Source organism: Embleya sp. NBC_00888 (genome assembly GCF_045207655.1).
Classification (GTDB): domain Bacteria; phylum Actinomycetota; class Actinomycetes; order Streptomycetales; family Streptomycetaceae; genus Embleya.
The window spans coordinates 2,265,154-2,283,893 of record NZ_CP108785.1 but is presented as its reverse complement, the minus strand read 5'-3'; the positions used below and the strand labels follow the sequence as shown (position 1 = coordinate 2,283,893).

General features: G+C 72.4%; 17 protein-coding genes and 2 pseudogenes. 12 read left to right on the top strand and 7 right to left on the bottom strand.

Annotated elements, in window-relative coordinates; all coding sequences use genetic code 11:
- Positions 1-133 precede the first annotated feature (133 nt).
- The 3 genes from OG948_RS44315 to pcp are packed head-to-tail and all read left to right on the top strand — an operon-like array spanning position 134 to position 2,557.
- Positions 134-895, top strand: coding sequence for a DUF969 domain-containing protein (locus OG948_RS44315; RefSeq protein WP_331770665.1), 762 nt, complete (start codon positions 134-136; stop codon positions 893-895).
- Positions 892-1,860 (top strand): DUF979 domain-containing protein, encoded by a 969-nt coding sequence (locus OG948_RS44310; protein WP_331770664.1) that lies wholly within the window; start codon positions 892-894, stop codon positions 1,858-1,860. Before OG948_RS44315 ends, OG948_RS44310 begins: the two co-directional genes overlap by 4 nt.
- 52 nt (positions 1,861-1,912) lie before the next feature.
- Positions 1,913-2,557 (top strand): pyroglutamyl-peptidase I, encoded by a 645-nt coding sequence (gene pcp / locus OG948_RS44305; protein ID WP_331770663.1) that lies wholly within the window; start codon positions 1,913-1,915, stop codon positions 2,555-2,557.
- A 15-nt stretch (positions 2,558-2,572) separates the two neighbouring features.
- On the opposite strand, the gene OG948_RS44300 is transcribed toward pcp, so the two are convergent.
- Positions 2,573-3,229 carry a hypothetical protein gene (locus tag OG948_RS44300; protein WP_331770662.1) on the bottom strand — a complete coding sequence of 219 codons (657 nt, stop codon included), beginning with the start codon at positions 3,227-3,229 and terminating at the stop codon, positions 2,573-2,575.
- Positions 3,230-3,468: 239 nt separating this feature from the next.
- On the opposite strand from OG948_RS44300, the gene OG948_RS44295 reads away from it, so the two are divergent.
- Both OG948_RS44295 and OG948_RS44290 read left to right on the top strand, forming a co-directional pair.
- Positions 3,469-4,053 carry an AAA family ATPase gene (locus OG948_RS44295; protein ID WP_331770661.1) on the top strand — a complete coding sequence of 195 codons (585 nt, stop codon included), beginning with the start codon at positions 3,469-3,471 and terminating at the stop codon, positions 4,051-4,053.
- Positions 4,054-4,167: 114 nt separating this feature from the next.
- Positions 4,168-4,317, top strand: a pseudogene (locus OG948_RS44290) (SAM-dependent methyltransferase); the annotation flags it as partial.
- Between the two features lie 103 nt (positions 4,318-4,420).
- Here the strand turns inward: OG948_RS44290 and OG948_RS44285 are convergent.
- Complete coding sequence (locus tag OG948_RS44285; RefSeq protein ID WP_406300951.1) at positions 4,421-4,633, bottom strand: hypothetical protein; 213 nt, start codon at positions 4,631-4,633, stop codon at positions 4,421-4,423.
- Positions 4,634-5,103: 470 nt separating this feature from the next.
- Between OG948_RS44285 and OG948_RS44280 the strand changes: the two genes are divergently transcribed.
- Complete coding sequence (locus OG948_RS44280; protein WP_331770660.1) at positions 5,104-5,697, top strand: hypothetical protein; 594 nt, start codon at positions 5,104-5,106, stop codon at positions 5,695-5,697.
- Positions 5,698-5,862: 165 nt separating this feature from the next.
- Positions 5,863-6,552 (top strand): class F sortase, encoded by a 690-nt coding sequence (locus OG948_RS44275; RefSeq protein ID WP_331770659.1) that lies wholly within the window; start codon positions 5,863-5,865, stop codon positions 6,550-6,552.
- Between the two features lie 61 nt (positions 6,553-6,613).
- On the opposite strand, the gene OG948_RS44270 is transcribed toward OG948_RS44275, so the two are convergent.
- Positions 6,614-7,528 carry an MFS transporter gene (locus OG948_RS44270; protein WP_331770658.1) on the bottom strand — a complete coding sequence of 305 codons (915 nt, stop codon included), beginning with the start codon at positions 7,526-7,528 and terminating at the stop codon, positions 6,614-6,616.
- 39 nt (positions 7,529-7,567) lie between these two features.
- On the opposite strand from OG948_RS44270, the pseudogene OG948_RS44265 reads away from it, so the two are divergent.
- A pseudogene (locus OG948_RS44265) lies at positions 7,568-8,286 on the top strand (TetR/AcrR family transcriptional regulator).
- 144 nt (positions 8,287-8,430) lie between these two features.
- Here the strand turns inward: OG948_RS44265 and OG948_RS44260 are convergent.
- Together OG948_RS44260 and OG948_RS44255 are read right to left on the bottom strand one after the other, a co-directional pair.
- A complete protein-coding gene (locus OG948_RS44260) occupies positions 8,431-10,212 on the bottom strand; it encodes a histidinol-phosphatase (RefSeq protein ID WP_331770657.1) in 1,782 nt (593 codons plus the stop codon).
- Positions 10,213-10,421: 209 nt separating this feature from the next.
- Positions 10,422-11,123: a DUF2306 domain-containing protein gene (locus OG948_RS44255; protein WP_331770656.1), complete on the bottom strand. Its 702-nt coding sequence runs from the start codon at positions 11,121-11,123 to the stop codon at positions 10,422-10,424.
- 157 nt (positions 11,124-11,280) lie between these two features.
- On the opposite strand from OG948_RS44255, the gene OG948_RS44250 reads away from it, so the two are divergent.
- Complete coding sequence (locus tag OG948_RS44250; RefSeq protein WP_331770655.1) at positions 11,281-12,327, top strand: histidine kinase; 1,047 nt, start codon at positions 11,281-11,283, stop codon at positions 12,325-12,327.
- A complete protein-coding gene (locus tag OG948_RS44245) occupies positions 12,324-12,986 on the top strand; it encodes a response regulator transcription factor (protein WP_331770654.1) in 663 nt (220 codons plus the stop codon). The genes OG948_RS44250 and OG948_RS44245 overlap by 4 nt, the downstream gene beginning before the upstream one ends.
- 78 nt (positions 12,987-13,064) lie before the next feature.
- Here OG948_RS44245 and fusA read toward each other — a convergent pair whose 3' ends face one another.
- Positions 13,065-15,185 carry an elongation factor G gene (gene fusA / locus OG948_RS44240; protein ID WP_331770653.1) on the bottom strand — a complete coding sequence of 707 codons (2,121 nt, stop codon included), beginning with the start codon at positions 15,183-15,185 and terminating at the stop codon, positions 13,065-13,067.
- A 1,167-nt stretch (positions 15,186-16,352) separates the two neighbouring features.
- Between fusA and OG948_RS44235 the strand changes: the two genes are divergently transcribed.
- Positions 16,353-16,811: a hypothetical protein gene (locus tag OG948_RS44235; RefSeq protein ID WP_331770652.1), complete on the top strand. Its 459-nt coding sequence runs from the start codon at positions 16,353-16,355 to the stop codon at positions 16,809-16,811.
- Positions 16,812-16,995: 184 nt separating this feature from the next.
- Positions 16,996-17,808, top strand: coding sequence for a dienelactone hydrolase family protein (locus tag OG948_RS44230; protein ID WP_331770651.1), 813 nt, complete (start codon positions 16,996-16,998; stop codon positions 17,806-17,808).
- A 16-nt stretch (positions 17,809-17,824) separates the two neighbouring features.
- Here OG948_RS44230 and OG948_RS44225 read toward each other — a convergent pair whose 3' ends face one another.
- The gene (locus tag OG948_RS44225) at positions 17,825-18,628 is read right to left on the bottom strand and encodes an IclR family transcriptional regulator (RefSeq protein WP_331770650.1); all 804 of its coding nucleotides are present in this window, start codon (positions 18,626-18,628) and stop codon (positions 17,825-17,827) included.
- Positions 18,629-18,740: the final 112 nt, after the last annotated feature.

Below are 18,740 nucleotides of genomic sequence, written 5' to 3'. Positions count from 1 at the left end.
CGAGCGGTGCGGGAGGAGTAGATCAAGTTCCCGCACCGTTCACAAGGTCTTGTGGGATTGTTCAACAATAGCTTAGCCTCCTCGGCACCTCCTCGTCCCCCTGTTCGAGGACCCGAGCGTGGAAGGCTGCGCAATGATTGTGCTCCTCGGCGTCCTATTGGTGATCGTAGGGTTCGCCACACGACGCAACCCCCTGTTGGTGGTCGGTGTCTCCGGCGTGGCCACCGGCCTGCTCGGTGACCTGTCACCGCGCGAAGTGCTCGCCGCCTTCGGCAACGGCTTCGCGTCCAGCCGGGGCGTGACGATCTTCGCGATCACCCTGCCGGTGATCGGCCTGCTGGAGCGCAACGGCCTCCAGGAGCAGGCCCGAACCCTGATCGCGCGGTTCGGCAAGCTCACCACCGGGCGCTTCCTGGTGTTGTACCTGGGCCTGCGTCAAGTCACCGCCGCCGTCGGCCTGGTCAGTCTGGGCGGCCCGGCCCAGACGGTCCGGCCGCTGGTGGTCCCGATGGCCGAGGGCGCCGCCGAGCGCAGCCACGGCGCGCTCCCGGACAAGACGCGCGAGAAGATCCGTTCGCACGCCGCCGGCGCCGACAACGTCGGCCTGTTCTTCGGCGAGGACTGCTTCCTCGCGGTCGGCTCGATCCTGCTGATCACCGGCTTCGTGAACACCACCTACCACCAGCACATCGAGCCACTGCACGTGGCGCTGTGGGCGATTCCCACCGCCGTCTTCGCGTTCCTCATCCACGGCGGCCGACTGCTGCGGCTGGACCGCACGCTGGCCCGCGAGTTCGCGACGGTGTCCGCCGCCGGGCCGCCCGCCGAGAGCGTCGCCGTATCCGCCGTCGCAGGTCCCGCCGCCGGCACCGTCGCCGAGGGGAAGCTCAAGTGATCAAGGTCGAGTGGTTCTTCTGGCTCGTCGGCGCCGTCTTCCTGGTGATGGCCGCGCAGATGCTCGTGGACCGCAGCAATCCCAAGCGATTCGGCAGCGCCGCGTTCTGGGGCCTGCTCGGCGCGGGCTTCATCTACAGCACGCGGGTCGTGGAGAAGACCTCCCCGGCCGAACCGCTGGGCGTGGCCGTACTGGTGATGGTGTGTCTGGCCGGCTTCGGCTTCACCGGCAAGGGCACCGTGCACACCACCGACCGCGAGCAACGGGTGGCCATCGCCGCCCGACTCGGCAGCCGGATCTTCATCCCGGCACTGACCATCCCCGTGGTGGCGATGGTGTGCGCGGTGCTCGTGAAGAAGTGGCACATCGGCTCCGAACCGATCCTGCAAAAGGGCAGCGAGACCATCCTGGGCCTGGGAGTCGGCGCGATCGTCGCGCTCGTGGTGGGCATGCTCGTGGTCCGCGAGAAGCGGGTCAGCGTGCCGATCCACGAGGGTCGTTCGATGCTGGAGGCGATGGGTTGGGCACTGCTGCTGCCGCAACTGCTGGCCACCCTCGGCTCGATCTTCCAGGTCTCGGGGGTCGGCAAGCAGGTCGGCGTGATCACCTCGAAGGTATTGCCGGACGGCAAGATCTACGTCGCGGTGATCGTGTACTGCCTGGGCATGTTCCTGTTCACCACGATCATGGGCAACGCGTTCGCCGCGTTCCCGGTGATGACCGCGGCGGTCGGCTGGCCGGTGCTGGTGGTCGAGGGCGGCGGCGACCCGGCGGTGGTCCTCGCGCTGGGCATGCTCGCCGGCTTCTGCGGCACGCTGTGCACCCCGATGGCGGCCAACTTCAACATCGTTCCCGCGGCACTGCTGGGACTCAAGGACCAGTACGGACCGATCAAGGCGCAACTGCCCACGGCGGGCGCGCTGCTGGTCGTCAACATCGGCATCATGTCGGCATTCGCGTTCTGAGCCGACCGCCCCCGCCCCTCCGCTCGCCCAGCCGTTCCAGGAGACAGCCACCATGACCCGCGTACTCGTCACCGGTTTCGACACCTTCGCCGGTGAGGCCACCAACCCCTCGTGGGAGGCGGTCCGCCTGCTCGCGGACCTGCCCGAACCGGGCCTGGAGGTCACGGCGGTACGGCTGTCCTGCGTGTACGGGGTCGCGTTGGAGGAACTGCGGGCGGCCGTGGAGCGGGTCGATCCCGACCTGGTGCTGTGTGTGGGCCAGGCCGGCGGCCGGCCGGACGTCACCGTGGAGCGCGTCGCGATCAACATCGACGACGCGCGGATCCCGGACAACGCCGGCCGGCAGCCGATCGACGTCCCCATCGTCGAGGCGGGTCCCGCCGCGTACTTCGCCACGCTGCCGGTCAAGGCGTGCGTCGCCGCGGCCCGCGCGGCCGGGGTGCCCGCGTCGGTGTCGCAGACCGCGGGCACCTTCGTCTGCAACCACGTCTTCTACGGGCTGATGCACCTGCTCGCCACCGAACGCCCGACCACCCGGGGCGGCTTCGTGCACGTCCCGTACTCCTCCGACCAGGTCACCGAGCGCGCGGCCCCCTCCCTCCCGCTGCCCACGATCGCCGCCGGCCTGCGCGCCGTGATGACCACGGCCGCGACCCGCACCCGGGACATCACCGCCGCCGGCGGCGCCACCCACTGAACCCCGGCCGTCCGCTCAGGCGTCCGCGGCCGACCAGAACACGCCGACCTCGTCCTCGGCGACCACGACCAGTCCGATATCGCCGGCCACCGTCACCAGGCCGTTCGAGCAGCGCACGGAGTCGTGGTCGCGGGCCGCCGACGGGGTGGGACTGTCGTTGGCGTAGTAGCGGGCGCGGCGACCGAAGCGGCCGAGCAACGTCTGTGCGGCCTCGATCGCCCGCTCGTCCGCACGGGCGACCGCCTCCCAGGCGGGCGTCCTGAGGCACTCCGACGCCGCGCGCCAACCCACCTCGTTCAAGTGCGCCATCAGGGTGCGCCCGTCGGTGACGGTGAACTCGACCCAGTCGGTGACCAGATTCGCCCAGCCGCGCGGGTCGCCGTCGTACGTCACGGTCGCGAACCACGCGTCACGACCGCGCGCCCGCCGATCCGGCTCGGGCAGCTCCAGGTTGTGTCGCCGCATCACCTCCGCGGCCACCCGCGCCCAGGCCCGGTTGTCGGGCAGGTCCGCGACCGGGAACGGATACGTGTCCGCGAGCTCCAGCGCGGACGAGCGCCACGGACTTTGACGCGCCCCCCGGAGCGCGACGCGAACCACCTTGAGGTGGTCCCGCAACTCGCCCAACGCGGCCTCCCAGGCCGCGGCCTCCCGTGTCGTGCCGGTGCTCATGACCCCGAAACGATCACGACCCGGGACCTGTTCCCACCGGCACCGCGTGCCGGTGGATACTGGTGATCGGTCATCGCGCTCGTTCCCGAAGGTGATGGCTCGATGGTCCGGGTCGACCGCCGACGCGTCCCCGACCGGCATCGCACGCCGGCCGTCGGGCACCGGGACGGCATCGCGACAGGACCCGCCACCGCGCGTCGCGGTTCGGCGAAACCCGGGTCGTCGACGAAGGACTCATCATGAAGCGATACATCCTGACCGGCACGCCCGGTGCCGGCAAGACCACCGTGCTGCGCCGACTGGAGGAGATGGGGTACGCCGTCGTCGAGGAGGCGGCGACCGACGTCATCGCCCGGGGACAGGCCCGGGGCGAGCCCGAGCCGTGGACGGGCGAGACGTTCATCGATCGCGTCGTCGCCCTGCAACGCGAACGCGAGCGCGAGACGGCGGTGCCGTCCGCGGACCGGGCGGAGGACCCGACCGCGGACCGTACGGCCGGTGTGCGGATCTTCGACCGTTCGCCGATCTGCACACACGCGCTGAGCGTCTACCTGAACCGGCCCGTCTCGGCGGCGCTGTCCGCCGAACTGGACCGGGTCGCCCGAGCCGGGAGCTATCGGCGCGAGGTCTTCTTCCTGCGGAACCTGGGCTTCTGCGAGCCCACCGCCGCCCGGCGGATCGATTTCGAGGAGTCGTTGCGGTTCGAGCGTGTGCACGAGGAGAGCTACCGCGCGTTCGGCTACGAACCGATCGACATCGCCGCCGCCGACCCGAACGAACGAGCCGCGCTGATCTCCCGGACGATCCGCCGCCTCACGCGGTGACCAGGGCACCGGGCCGGCGACGGGACGTGCTCACCCCCGACCCGTGCGCGGGACCGCGGCGAAAGGCTGGAGGGTGAACCACGCCGGGACCGGCGGCGCAGGGCCTCGGGGCCGGTGATCGCCGCGGCGCCGGAGCCCAGCGCCTCGGCCCGGGTCGGGTCGCCGCGCCAGACCTCGATCAGCGGACGCAGTCCGGCGGTGGCATTGCCGTTTGCCGACGGCGAGTTCGACATCGTGCCGTCCTGCGTCGGGATCATGTTCGCGCCGCATCATCAGGTCGCCGCCGACGAGATGCTCCGGGTCTGTCGCCCCGGCGGCACGATCGGCCCGCGCAACTGGACGCCCGAGGGCTTCATCGGGCATATGTTCACGAGTCGAGGCCGTACGCGCCGCCGCGGCCCCGCACGGCGCGCAGCCCGCGCCGTTGTGGGGCCGCCCGGACCACGTCCGGGCGCTGCTCGGCGACCGGGTGACCGACCTGGTCGCGGATCGACGCGCGGTGCGGATCGAGCCCTTCGAACGGGCCGAGGCGCTCCGGGACTACTTCAAGGCCCACTACGGCCCGACCGCGGCCGTCCACCGCTCCATCGCCGCGGATCCGACGCGGGTGGCCGCACTCGACCGGGACCTGGCGGACCTGGCCCGCCGGCACGCCCAGGGGCCGGACGACGCGACGATGGACTGGGAGTATCTGCTGCTCACCGCACACCGGCGCGGCCGACGCCCGCGCATCGCCGCGCCCGCCACGTGCCCCGGTCGTCACCGCACCGTGATGCCGGGGGACCGGCCCCCAGCCCCGACGCCGGAACGCCTCGCGGCGTCGGTGGTCACCCGTTCGGGTAGGCCGGCGCGGAGTTGTGCGAACCGCGCTCGCGGACCCGGTCTCGCGCGGAAACCCGGGGCCGTGCGCGTGACACAGTGTAGCCGGCCGGCTTCGCCCCGGCATTCTCGGCATGCGCGGGGTCGGACGCCCGGCTTGGCTGGAGGTCGCGAGCACGGCTGTCCCAGCGGTAGGTCGCTACCGCGTCCGGGCTCGCCGGAGGTTGCATCATGCGTTCGATCAACAGGCTTGCGGGCGCCGCGCTGCTCGGCACGAGCCTCGCGCTGGCCGCCCCGGCGGTCGGCCACGCCGCCCCCGCCCGGTCCCAGGTCAACCCGGCCGACTGCGCGAAGGCGGTCGCCGCCGCCGCGAAGGCCCAACTGCAGTACGACGCCGCGGTCGCGGAATACGGCAAGGACGCGGCCGCCGCCGGCGGGAAGCCCGACAAGTCCCGGCAGGAGCAGCTCGACCGCGCCAAGCACGAGTTCGACGCCGCGGCATCGGCCGCCGTCAAGGCGTGCCCGGAGGTCAAGTCCGCCGGCGAGAAGAGCGGTTCCGGCGACAAGACCGGTTCCGGCGAGAAGGCCGCCACCGAGAGCGGCCATGACAAGGGCCGCGCGGACTCCGCCGAGGATACGCATGACAGCACCGGCGGGTACGAGGGCAGCCACGCCGCGGCTCCCTCGGGCAGCATGCACACCGGTGCCGGCGGGACCTCCACCGACGCCGGCGGCAGCGAGATCGCACTCGGCGCCGGCCTGTTCGCCGCCGGCGCCGGTGTCCTCGTGCTGCGTCGTCGTCGACGCGCGGCCGGCCGGATCTGAGCGGATCCCTCCCGGCCGCGGCACCGCAGCGCGGCAGCACTCCGGCACCGCGTTCCCGCACCGCCCGACCACGGTCGCGCGGTGCGGGAACCGGGCGGAATACACCCACCACACGGGCGACTTCGGGCCGAGGCCGTCGTCGGGCACAGTTGGTCAGGAGCATTCGTGGAACCTTCGGCGCCGGCCGACACCGCACCCGGGCGCAAGCGCGGCAGGGGACCGGTGGGCGCCGCCGCAGCCGCGATGTGCCTGGGCCTCGTACTGATCGTCAACGGCACCGGGGCCGCCGACCCGCCGCCGCAGCCCGGCGAGGCCCGGGTCTATCCGGACCAGCCGCGCCCGGCGCCGCACGATCCACCTCCGCTGGCCCCCCTGCCGACCGCGGCGCCGATCCGGGTGCGGATCCCGGCGATCTCGGTGGACGCCCCGCTGACCGGGCTGACGCTCGAGGACGGCGGCCGACTCGCGGCCCCGCCGGACGACGAGGGCAATCTCGCAGGCTGGTACCGCGAGGGCACCGCGCCGGGGGCCGGCGGCACCGCGATCGTGGCCGGGCACGTGGACACCCGGCAGGGTCCGGCGGTCTTCTACCACCTCGGCGAGCTGCGCCGGGGGAACACCGTCGAGGTCGATCGGGCCGACGGCGACACGGCGATCTTCAGCATCGACGCCATCGAGGTCTATCGCGCCGAACGATTCCCCGATCGACGGGTCTACGGCGCCGCGAAAGGGGCGGAGTTGCGGCTGATCACGTGCGGGGCGGGCTTCGACGAGGTCGAACAGCGCTACCGGGGCAACGTGGTCGCGTTCGCCCACCTGACCGGCCGCCGCCCGGCCGGCGCACCGGACGGATGACATGCCGCCGCCCCGCCGGCCGGGTGGCCGTCGGGGCGGGCGAACAGCGCTGCGATTCGGGTCAGTTGGCCGTACCCGCGGCGACGGCGAGCTCGTTCGTGTCCGCCTGGTCCGGGTCCGCCGCGGGCGCGTCGGACCTCGGCTCGCGCATCAGGATCAGGGCGAGTGCGGCGGCGGCCAGGACGCCGGCGGCGCCGGCCCAGAAGCCGGCCGACATCGCGCTGGTGAAGGCCTCGCGGGCGGCGTCCGCCGACCCGTGGTCACCGGAGGCGTCGGCCAGGGCGAACGCGTCGGAGATCGACTCCCGGGCCTGCTCGGGCGCCGAGTCGGGCATCGCGCCGGTGTAGGTAGCGGAGAGGATGCTGCCCAGCACGGCCACACCCAGCGCGGCGCCCGCCTGCTGGACGGTGTCGTTGAGTGCCGAGCCGACGCCGGCGTGCTCGGCGGGCACCGCGCCCATCAGGGCCCCGGTCGCCGCCGGCATCGCCAACCCGCCGCCGATTCCGATCAGCACCATGGCGCCGGAGAGCAGGGCGAAACCGGCGTTCGAGGGCAGACTCGCCAGCGCGCCGAAGCCGGCCGCGATGATCACCGGGCCGATCGCGGTCATCGTCCGGTTGCCGATCCTGTTGCCCAGCGTGGCGCCGATCCCGTTGAACGCCGGCGAGGCGACCGCCATCGGGGCGAAGGCCAGACCGGTCTTGCTCGGCGAGTAGCTGAGCACGAACTGCACGTACTGGGTCAGGATCAGCATCAGGCCGCCGTTGGCGAAGGTCAGCAGCACGAGCGAGAAGCTCGCACCGCTGAAGACGCGGTTGCGAAACAGCGCGAGCGGGACCATCGGGTGCGCCGTGCGGACCTCCCAGAAGCCGAACGACACCAGGCAGACCACGGCCAGGACCAGCGAGATCCGCGTGCTCGGGTGCGACAGGCCCTCCTTGGCGGACTCGATGATGGTCCACACCAGCGCGGTCATACCGACCATCGACAGCAGCACGCCGATCGGGTCGGCCCCATGTCAGCCGAACAGAAGTCGATCGAATCCGCGTGGACTCGCCCGCGTCGACAGCGGGAGCAGTTGAGCCGGGAACAGATCGTGGCCGAGGCCGTGCGGTTGTTGGACGAGGAGGGCCTGGAGGCGCTGAGCATGCGGCGCCTGGGCACCCGCCTGGACGCGGGGCGACCTCGCTGTATCGGCACGTGGCCAACAAGGACGAGCTGATCGAGTTGGTCGTGGACGAGGTCTACGGCGAACTGGACGTGCCCGAGGTGAGCGATCCGGCGGACTGGCGCTCGGCGACCGGCCGGTGTGCGTACAGTCTGCGGGCGATGGTGCCGGGGCACCCGTGGGTCGCCTCGGTGCTCGGTCAGGTGGGCCTGGCCTACCTCGGGCCCAACGTGTTGCGACTGTCCGAGCGCATGCTGGCCATGTTCGACACCGCGGGTTTCGCCGCGAACGAGACCGACCGGGCGATGAGCACGGTGTTGGCGTACGTGATCGGGGTGGCCACCGCCGAGGCCGCCTACATGTCGATGATCGTCCGCAGCGGGCAGACCGAGCAGGAGTGGATGGCCGGTCTCCAGCCGAGTACCGACCAGGCGATGGCGGACCACCCGAGGCTGCTCGAGGCGCAGGCCGCCCACCGCGACCAGGACCCGGCACGGGTCCGCGACGAGAACTTCGACTACGGCCTCCAGCGCGTGCTGGACGGCTTGGCCCTTCGGCTGGGCTAGGTCGTGTCCGGCGGATCCTGGTGGGTCCGCGCCGGCGGCGCATCGCCGAAACGCTCGGCCGGGTCCCGGTGCGCATCGGCACCCGGCTCGCGGCGGAGGCCGGGGATCGATGATCCCCGGCCTCGGTTGTGCCCTGCGCGTCGGTCAGCCTCCGTGCGAGCCCTTGACGTCGACGAAGATCGGGTTGCTGTAGAACCAGATGTCGCGCCACGGGTCGCCGTCGTTGTTCGGGTGCTGGATCGGCCCGGCCGGGTCGACGCGCGGACCGAACGGGCCCACGCCGTGCCGGTTTCCGTCGCTGCCCCGGAGCCGGATGTAGTACGGCTTGTTCCGGCGCGGCAGTTGCACCTTCAGGGTGTAGGTGCCGGTCCGGCCGGCCACGTCGATGCGCTTGCTGACACGGGTGTCCGGGGCCTGCCACGAGTCGGCGTCGCGGGACCTGCCGGTGACGGTTCCGGTGATCACGTCCACATGCGCGAGCCGGGGGATCTCACCGTGGTAGTTGGGCCGGCTCGCCGTGGTGACCTGGATGTAGAGCGTGGCGCCCCGGTTGGCCGCCAGCGGCAGCCGGCCGCCCAGGGTGACCGGCTCGGTGCGACCGTTGTCCGCGACCAGCCACACGTCGAGACCGTCCAGCAACTGGCCGTGGTCCACCCACACCCGCCCGGCGCGCAGGCCCGCCATCACGTCGCGGTAGCCGAAGCGCTCCACACCCACGTGGGTGCGGCTGAACTGCCCCGGCCAGAAGTCGCTGCCGGGCTGCGGGACCCCGGTGTCCACCGGCAGCGGCTTGGAGCCGAGATCGTCGAAGCCCTTGCCGGGCGGGTAGGCGCCGTCCGCGTAAGTGTCGAACATGGTGCGGTGGTTGTCCGAGTTCGAGGTGACCGACCACAGCCGCCCCTCGGCGAGCAGCGCGTCCCACATGCCGCCGACCGTCGCGGTCATCCAGTCGAAGCCGCCGTGCGTGCGGTAGCTCTCGATCGGGTACCTCGGCCAGCTCTGCGGCGACGGCGCGTTCTGGTACTCGCCGCGCTGGAAGCTGCCCGGCCCCGACTGCCCCTCGCGGAACTTCACCCATTCCGGGTCGGCGTTGGCCTGCGAACCGGGCGCGCCCTCGAAGCCGAGGAAGATCGACGGGTCCGCGTCCTGCCACGCGCGCAATTCGTGCGGGGAGACGATGCCCAGCCGGCTCGGGTGGTTCGCCAACACCAGCACGTCGTCCACGTAGCCCTCGCGCCGGCGCTGCCCGAGCCAGCGGATCGCCTCCACGGCCTTGGCCTCGTTGGCGGCGGTGGCCGGGTCCCCCACCGCGCCGACGTCGAACTTGTTCAGCTTCGCGTCGAACTTCAGCTCGAACTGCCGCAGCAGCTCCACCTCGTTGGCGCCGGGCGCGACCATCAGGGTGGCGTGCTCGGCGGCGGGCACGTACCACTCCAGGCCCTGGAAGATCAGGACCCGGGGGTTCTCCTTGCGCGCCTTGACGATCTCCTCGTGCTCGCGCTGGGCGCCGCCCGCGTTGGCGTGGCCGAAGTTGGCGTGCTCGGTGTAGACGATCCAGTCCAGACCGAACTGGCGACCCTGCGCCGCCGACTGGGCGAAGCCGTACTTGGCGTCGTGGCTGTAGACGGTGTGCACGTGGTGGTCGCCCACCAGGTAGGCGTACTTGGCGGGCGGACCGTCGTGACCGGGACGCGAGCTCGCCTGCACCTCGTCGTCGGACTCGGCCGCGGCGGCCGAGCCGGCGCCGACCGCACCGAGCGCCGACGCGCCCAGGAAACCGGCCCCGAACAGCCCCGCCCGACCGATCAGGCCGCGTCGGGACACGCCCTGCGCGTCGAGCCGGTCCTCGGCCACCTCCGGGTCGGCCCATTCGGGCAGTCGCACAGCGGGGTGATCGGGTCGGTTCGAGTGATCGGCGGTCGCCATGTGGAGTCCTTGCGGTCGAGGGCGTCGGGGGATGCCGCCGTGACGCTATGGGCCGCAGGTGGCGAACGGGCGACGAACATCCCGCGCGCACGTGACGGGCGGAATGATCTTCGGGTGCGCGCCCCCCCGCGAGCCCGAGACCTGGCGACGAGACGGAAGACCCCTGCTCAACCTCGCCGTGCGCCCTCCCCCGCACGAGGGGCCCTGTCTCACCCGGTCCGAACCGGCGAATCCGGTGTGCCGCCGGGACGCCGGCGCGACGCCGACCGACCCCGCCCGTTCCGGCGCAGCAACAACTCGACCACGATCAGGTTGGGCACCCAGCACAGGAACGGGACCACCTTGTACGCGCTGTCGAAGTCGGTGAACGGGACCAGGATCACCAGCCACAGCCGCAGCGTCACCGCCGCGTAGGTGAACGCGAAGGTCCGGTGCATCCACCGGCGGTGCTCCTCCACCGCGCCGCGCCGAATGGCCCGTACGGCCGACAGCGCGCAGGTCGTCCACAACACCGCGAGCATGCCGAACCCGGCCGTGCCCACCGCGCCGGCATAGCTCATCGGCGCGAGCGTCAGGCCGGCGACGCCGCCGACCACGATGCACGCCACCACCACCCGACCGCAGACCCGGTGCAGCCGCGGCGCGCGGGCCCGGGCGCGGGCCGAGAGCTGCGCCGGGGACAACAGCAGGGCCACGGCGGCGGGCACGATGTGGGCGTAGAAGGCGGCGCGGACCCACGCGGGTCGGTCCGCGTAGTTCGCGGCGATGTCGCCGTCGTCCGCGGCCAACTCGGCCAGCGAGGCGGTCAGGTAGGGCAGCGGCGCGAAGACCGCGATGGCCAGGGCCGTCAGGGCAAGCCACCAGACTCCCGCCGTGCGCCCTCGGGTCGAGTCGTGCGTCACCGCTGTCATGTCCGTGCGTCCTTTCGCTGCATGCCGGCAACGCTAGGAAGCGCGGGGTGCCGCGCTCGCCCCTCGGGACGGGGGAACCGTCTCCCTCCTGCGAGGGAGGGTGGTCTCCGCCGAGGGGAGGTGGACCGATCCGGCCCCGATCGGTGCAGGATGGGCCATGCGCATTTCCGACGCCTGGCTGACCGTGGCATTCGTGGTCTGCGCGGCCTCGGTAACCGTGTTCGTGCCGGCCGGTTCGCCCTATCGCAGCCAGGACCCGGCCGGTCTGGCACTGGCGGTCGCGGCGGCGGGCTGCCTGTGGTGGCGCCGGACCGCGCCGGTCGTGGTGGTCGTCGTCGCGTCGGTGCTGGTGGTGGTCAACTCGGTGGCGGGTTATGCCACCACGGTGACCCAATGGCCCGCGTGGATCTCGCTGTTCACCCTCTTCTCGCTGCGCGGCGCGCTCGATCGATGGGTCGGCGCGGTGGCGGGACTCGCCGCGGTGAGCGGCTACGTGTTGTCCGATCGCGAGCCGGTCGGCGCGGTGGAGGTGTTCAGCCTGTTGGTGTGCTTCCTGATCGCCACCGTCACCGGCGACGCGGCGCGCAGTCGACGGGCCGCCACCGCCGCCGAGCACGCCCGGGTCCGGGCCGAGGAACGCACCGAGTTGGCCCGTGAGCTGCACGACTCGATCGGGCACGCGGTGAACGTGATGGTCATGCAGGCGGGGGTCGGCCGCCGGGTGTTCGCGGCGGATCCGGCCTTCGCGCGCGAGGCGCTCGGCAACATCGAGAGCGTGGGCCGCGAGGCGCTCGGCGAACTCGACCGCCTGGTCCGGGTGATGCACGCGGCCGAGCCGGTGACGGACCTGACCGGCCTGGTCGATCGGGTCCGGGCCGCCGGACGGGAGCTGCGGCTGGACGCCGCGGAGGTCACGATGAGCGCCGGCGTCGCCCGGGCGCTGCACCGGATCGTCCAGGAGGCGCTGACCAACGCCCTGCGCCACACCGAGGCGGGCCGGATCGACGTGCACCTGGCCCAGGTCGGCGCCACCGTGGTGCTGGAAATCGTCAACCAGGGCGGAAACCTTCGGATCGGCCCGCCCGGTCGCGGTCTGGCCAACATGCGCGAACGCGCCCGCCTGGTCGGCGGCGAGGTGGAGGCGGGCCCGATTCGCACCGGATTCCGGGTACGCGCGACCCTGCCCGCACAGGCACCCTCGTGATCCGGGTCCTGCTGGCCGACGACGACGCACTGGTCCGCGGCGGCCTCAAGGCGCTGCTTCGGGCCGAGCCGGGCATCGAGGTGGTGGGCGAGGCCGCGAACGGCGTCGAGGCGGTGCGCGCCGCGCTCGCACTGAAACCCGACGTGGTGGTGATGGACATCCGGATGCCGGTCCGCGACGGGGTCTCCGCCACCCGCGACCTGATGGCCGCGCCGGATCGCCCGAGGGTCCTGGTGCTCACCACATTCGACCTGGACGAGGTGGTGGACGACGCGATCACCGCCGGGGCGGACGGATTCCTGCTCAAGCGGGCCACCCCCGAGGAACTGGTCACGGCGATCCGCGCGGTCGCCGCCGGCGACGCGGTGGTCTCGCCGGCGGTGGCCCGCAGGTTGTTCGCCTCGCACGCCGCGCGGGTGGGCCCCGACCACGAGCGCGCGGCCCGGCTCACCGATCGTGAGGCGGACGTGCTGCGGGCGATGGCGCTGGGCCTGTCGAACACCGAGATCGCGCGTTCGCTGCACCTGTCCGTGGAGACGGTCAAGACGCACGTCAAACACGTGCTGGCCAAGCTCGACGTGCGCGATCGCACCCAGGCCGTGGTGTGGGCCTATCGGACGGGGTTCGCCTATCGAGGCACCGCCACCGTCGTGGAGTGAACCCGGGTCCCGTTCCCCGGAACCGGACCCGGGTGCGGGGCTCCGCGCGCAGGCGGAGCCCCGCACCCTTCTCGACCGCTACGCCGTGCCGGCCTTGGCCAGGATCGTCTCCGCGACGTGTCCGGGCACCGGGGCGTACGAGTCGAACTCCATCGTGTAGCTCGCCCGACCCGAGGTCCGGCCCCGCAGGTCGCCCACGTAGCCGAACATCTCGGCGAGCGGCACCAGCGCGGCGATCACCTTGGCGCCGGAGCGCTCCGACATCGTCCTGACCTGTCCGCGACGGGCGTTGAGGTTGCCGATCACCTCACCGAGGTAGTCCTCCGGCGTGGTCACCTCCACCGCCATCATCGGTTCGAGCAGGGTCGGCGACGCCAGCCGCGCGGCCTCCTTGAAGGCCAGCGATCCGGCGATCCGGAAGGCCATCTCGGACGAGTCGACGTCGTGGAAGTCGCCGTCGAGCAGGGTGACCCGAAGTCCGGTGAGCGGGTAGCCGGCCAGCACCCCGAACTCCATCGCGGCCCGGCAGCCCGCGTCCACCGACGGGATGTACTCCTTCGGGACCCGCCCGCCGGTGATCTTGTCGACGAACTCGTAGCCGTCTCCCTCCAGTGGTTCGATCGCGATCCGGACCTTGGCGTACTGGCCCTTGCCGCCGGTCTGCTTCCGATAGGTGTAGTCGTGCCCGGGTACCGCCGCGCGCACCGTCTCGCGGTAGGCGACCCGGGGCCGGCCGACGTCGGCGGCCACGTCGAACTCCAGCCGCATCCGGTCGACCAGTACCTCCAGGTGCAGTTCGCCCATGCCCGACACGACGGTCTGGCCGGTGTCCCGGTCGGTCTTGACCCGGAACGACGGGTCCTCCTCGGCCAGGCGCTGGATGGCGGCGCCCAGTTTCTCCTGGTCGGCCCGGGACTTGGGCTCGATGGCCACCTCGATCACCGGGATCGGGAAGTCCATCGATTCCAGCACCACCGGGTTTGCCGGGTCGCACAACGTCTCGCCGGTGGTGGTCTGGCGCAGCCCCATCACCGCGACGATGTCGCCCGCGCCCACGGACGCGATCTCCTCTCGTTTGGCGGCGTGCATACGGTAGATCTTGCCGACCCGCTCCTTGCGGCCCTTGACCGAATTCTGCACCTGGTCGCCGGTGCGGAGCCGGCCCGAGTACAGCCGGATGAAGGTCAGCTTGCCCAGGTGCGGATCACTCGCGATCTTGAACGCGAGGGCCGCGAGCGGCTGTTCGTCCGAGGGCAGGCGGACGACATCGGGCCGCGTCGGGTCGACCGCGTGGCCCTCGATCGCCCGCACGTCCAGCGGGGACGGCAGGTAGCGTGCGACGGCGTCGAGCAGCGGTTGAACTCCCTTGTTCTTGAAGGCGGTTCCACAGAGCACGGGGGTCGCGGTGCGACCCTCGTGGAGACCGGAGGCGATGGTGATCCGGCGGATCGCGGCGTGCAACTGCGCCTCGGTGGGCTCCTCGCCCGCCAGGTACAGCTCCAACATCGCCTCGTCGTGTTCGGCCGCGGTCTCCAGCAGCCGGGCACGCCATTCGAGCGCGGTCGCGCGATGCGCGGCCGGGATCTCGACGTCCTCGTACGCCTCACCCAGTCCGGTCTCGGCCGACCAGAGCAGGGCGCGCATGCGTACCAGGTCGACGACGCCGTGGAAGTCGGCCTCGGCGCCGATCGGCAGTTGCAGCACCAGGGCCACCGCGCCCAGCCGTTCGCCGATCATCTCGACGCAGCGACGGAAGTCGGCGCCGGTGCGGTCGAGTTTGTTGACGAAGCAGATCCGGGGCACCCGATAGCGGTCCGCCTGACGCCACACCGTCTCGGACTGCGGCTCGACACCGGCGACCCCGTCGAAGACGGTCACGGCGCCGTCGAGGACGCGCAGGCAGCGCTCGACCTCGACGGTGAAGTCGACGTGGCCGGGCGTGTCGATGAGGTTGATCCGGTGCCGCACACCCTCCAGCGTCCAGTCGCACGTGATCGCGGCGGACGTGATGGTGATGCCGCGATCGCGTTCCTGGGGCATCCAGTCCGTCGTGGTGGTGCCGGCGTGTACTTCGCCGATCCGGTGCGAGGCGCCCGTGTAGAACAGGATCCGCTCGGTGGTGGTGGTCTTGCCGGCGTCGATGTGGGCCATGATCCCGATGTTGCGGATGCCGGCGAGGTCGCGGGCGGTTCCGGTCATGACTGGTTCTTCTCTCCTGCTCGATGGATGGGTGGAGACGAATCCGGGCAGCCGCCATCGACCCGTGACCCCGTCGGCATGGCCCGGCACCCGGCAGAGCCGCGTGCGGCGGGCGAACAGCACAGAGGGGAAACGGACTCCGTCGCATGGCAGGTGCGGACGCAAGCGCAAGCGCAGCGGCAGGCGCACGCGCAGGCTCAAGGGGCCGCCGGGGCCGGTCGGGACGCGACCGGGCACACCTCATCGACCCATGGGCGCACCGCGCGCAGCGGTCGACGACACCGGCGCGCGCCGTCGGGACGGCGTGGCGGTGTGGCCGGACCGGTGCGGCGCGGGGCGCGGCATGGGTGGCCGGTGAGGGTTCGACGTGCGCCGGCGAAGCCGGGACGAGCCGGGCTCAGCGCGGGGCGGCGGCCTTCGGGTCGGCTCGGTGGCGGCTGTGGCGTCGCGGGCCGGCAGGTAGGACGACGGGTGTCGTCCCCCTGGCTACCGGTGGCGAATCAGCCGCGAGGCGACCCGGAGCGATCGGGCCAACGGCCCTTCCACGGCTCCCGGTTCGACGTCGGACGCGCGCTTCGCGGCCGGGTGCCGAACGCGGGGCGCGGCGCTCCGATCCGCTTGCAGGTCACGTCCATGCGGCCACCATAGATCGACAACTCCGGCGCGGTCACCTGGATTTCCGGAGGGACCGGACGAGGGGCCCGAGCGTGCGGACGGCGGTGGGTCGGCAGGCGGTTTCCACGCCCGTCGTCGGGCCGGGGCGCGCCGGTGTCGGATCGGGCTCGCCCGCAGGACCAGTGGAGCGAGGAAGGCGATGCCGCACAGGGCGGCGAGGGCGCTCCGGTGCCCGGCCTGATGGCGGTCAGGCCCGCGGTCGGCGCCCGATTGCCCGGACGGGCCGCGGTGCACAGCCGGTCGACCGGTGGCGCGCAGGCGGCGGTAACATCGGGTCACGCCGGGTCACGCCGAGTCGCGCGGGCGTCGCGTGATGTGGTCGAGTTCGGTGAAGTCGGCGTGTTCGAGCGCGGATGTGGGCAACAATGCGCGCAACGGCGGGCCCGGGAGGACGGACTCGGCGACGACACGGTTCGGGCGGGACGCGCGGCGCGCGTGGGCCCGCCCGTCTCGGTGCGGACAGCTACGGGGGGCGGCGTGGAAGCGGAACTGATGACGCTGGCGACATCCGGCGCGACCACGATGGTCGGCCTGATGGTCTCCGAGTCCTGGGCTCAGGCCCGGGCCCGGATCGCCACCCTGTTCGGCCACGGGGACCCGGCCCGGGAGACCGTGATCGAAGAGGACCTCGAGCTCTCCCAGCGCGAGTTGATCGTGGCCCGGGAAGCCGGCGACGATCTGGTGGCGGCGGACATCGAGGCCGAGTGGCGGACCAGGCTGCGTCGACTGCTGCGGGAGGATCCGGTCGCGGCGGCGGAACTGCGCGCGCTGCTGGACGAGTTGACCCCGGCGGGAGCGGGCGAGTCGGGCGCGGTGCACAACACGATCAGTGGCGGGACCCAACTCGGTCCGGTCGTCCAGGGCCGGGACTTCGACAGATTGACCTTCAACGCGCCCGGAATCCCGCCATCGGTCGATCGGGACCCGGGCGGTCCGGCGGCGCGCCCCTGATCGAGGTCGCCGGATCGATCGGTGACGTGGTGCGCACCGGCCGCTGCCAAGACCGAGCGGGCCCGGTCCGCGCCGTCTTCTCGCCGCGCGCGGCGGGCCCGGGCGTACCAGGGTGGGATGTGGTGGCCTCGTTGGCCCGTGTCACCCGCCGCACCGGAATCGCCAGGATGTCGAGGACTTCGAGATGAACGACTCCCACGACCACGACCACGACCACGACCACGGTCTCGGCTCCGGCCGATGGATCACCGTGCCGACCGGCGACGGTCCGATGCGGGTCTACGCGGCACACCCCCACGGCCCCGACGGCGGCCACGACGGCCCCGACGCCCACGACAACCCCCACACCCGAGTCGCCGGTGCCGTCGTGGTGCTCCAGGAGGCGTTCGGAGTCAACGAGCACATCCGGGACATCACCCGCCGGATCGCCGCCCGCGGCTACCCGGCCCTGGCACCCGACCTCTTCCATCGCAACGGGGTGCGTACGCTCGACTACGAACAGCGCGCCGAGGCGATGCCGCTGATCGACGCGATCGGCCCGGCGGCGATCGCCCTCGACATCCGCGCGGTGTTGGCCCACCTCGCCGAGCACGAGTCGATCGGCACCGGCCGCACCGCACTGGTCGGCTTCTGCTTCGGGGGCCGGGCCGCGTTCACCGCGGCCACCGCGATCGCCGGCCTCGCCGGCACCGTGGTCTTCTACGGAACGGGCATAGCCTCGGGGCCGCACGCCGTACTGGACCGGGCCAAGTACCTGGACGCACCACTCCTGCTGCACGTGGGCGCCGAGGACCCGACCATTCCCGCACCCCGGGTCGAGGCGATCGACGACGCGCTGCGCGCGGCAGGCGCGAGCTTCGAGAGCCATGTGTACCCGGACGCGGGTCACGCCTTCGCGTGCGAGGCCCGCCCGCACCTGTACCGCGCCCGGGCCGCCGAGACCGCGTGGGCCCGGACGTACGCCTTCCTCGACCGCCGGCTGCCCGTGATCGGCTGACCGAGCCGAGCCGTCGCTACAGGCCCATCCGGACCACCCGGGCGGACAGTTCGGTGGCCGCGGCGCAGACGGCCGCGACGTACTCCGGCACCCGTTCGTCGGAAACCCGGTGCGACAGCGCGGCGATGCTCACCGCGGCCACGACGGCGCCGTCCTCGCGGCGCACGGGGGCGCCGATGCCCAGCACGTCCGGGTCGAGCTCACCGCGCGCCACCGTGTACCCCTCGGCGCGGATGTCGGCGAGGCGCCCGCGCAGTTCGTCGGGATCGGTGACGGTGGCGTCGGTGAAGCGGGGGAGCGGGCGGGCGAGCAGTCGCTCCACCTCGGCGTGGTCGGCCCAGGCCAACAACGTCAGCGCCGCGGCGCCGGCGTGGACGGGCAACACCTGACCGCGCTCGTAGGACAGGCGCAGCGTGTGCGTCGCCTCCTCGCGTTCGAGGCACACCACCGACTCGCCGGCCCGCCGGGTCAGCAGCACCGGCTGGCCGACCGCGCGGGCCAACTCGCGCATCAACGGCCGGGCCAGGTCGGACAGCCCGACCCCCTTGCGGGCCAGCCGGGCCAGGTCCAGCACCCGCGGCCCGAGCCGGAAACCGGAACCGCCGTCGTTCTCCTCCAGGAACCCGTTGGCGGTCAGGCTCTGCAGGTAGCGGTACGCGGTGGAGCGGGCGACGCCCAGGTGTTCGGCGACCTGGTTCGCGGACACCGCGAGCCGCTCCTCGTCGAACAGCAGGAGGATGTCCAAAGCGCGATCCGCGGTGGAGTTGCGCCCGCGATAGGCCTGGCCATTTCCTGTTTCCCGGGGAATGGTTCCTGACATGCGAAAACGGTATCAGCGGGTGCGCCGGCCACGGCCCGTCGAACTCCCCGCCGCGCCGGTCCCGGTCGGTCCGGGCGGCCGGCTCGTCGAACGTCCGGAGCGGCGGCTGCCC

Coding starts and splice junctions, on each gene's coding strand:
- OG948_RS44235 (WP_331770652.1), top strand. CDS start 16,353: ATGACGCTGGCGACATCCGGCGCGACCACGATGGTCGGCCTGATGGTC.
- OG948_RS44230 (WP_331770651.1), top strand. CDS start 16,996: ATGAACGACTCCCACGACCACGACCACGACCACGACCACGGTCTCGGC.
- OG948_RS44270 (WP_331770658.1), bottom strand. CDS start 7,528: ATGACCGCGCTGGTGTGGACCATCATCGAGTCCGCCAAGGAGGGCCTG.
- fusA (WP_331770653.1), bottom strand. CDS start 15,185: ATGACCGGAACCGCCCGCGACCTCGCCGGCATCCGCAACATCGGGATC.
- OG948_RS44300 (WP_331770662.1), bottom strand. CDS start 3,229: ATGAGCACCGGCACGACACGGGAGGCCGCGGCCTGGGAGGCCGCGTTG.
- OG948_RS44225 (WP_331770650.1), bottom strand. CDS start 18,628: ATGTCAGGAACCATTCCCCGGGAAACAGGAAATGGCCAGGCCTATCGC.
- OG948_RS44315 (WP_331770665.1), top strand. CDS start 134: ATGATTGTGCTCCTCGGCGTCCTATTGGTGATCGTAGGGTTCGCCACA.
- OG948_RS44295 (WP_331770661.1), top strand. CDS start 3,469: ATGAAGCGATACATCCTGACCGGCACGCCCGGTGCCGGCAAGACCACC.
- OG948_RS44250 (WP_331770655.1), top strand. CDS start 11,281: ATGCGCATTTCCGACGCCTGGCTGACCGTGGCATTCGTGGTCTGCGCG.
- pcp (WP_331770663.1), top strand. CDS start 1,913: ATGACCCGCGTACTCGTCACCGGTTTCGACACCTTCGCCGGTGAGGCC.
- OG948_RS44260 (WP_331770657.1), bottom strand. CDS start 10,212: ATGGCGACCGCCGATCACTCGAACCGACCCGATCACCCCGCTGTGCGA.
- OG948_RS44280 (WP_331770660.1), top strand. CDS start 5,104: ATGCGTTCGATCAACAGGCTTGCGGGCGCCGCGCTGCTCGGCACGAGC.
- OG948_RS44255 (WP_331770656.1), bottom strand. CDS start 11,123: ATGACAGCGGTGACGCACGACTCGACCCGAGGGCGCACGGCGGGAGTC.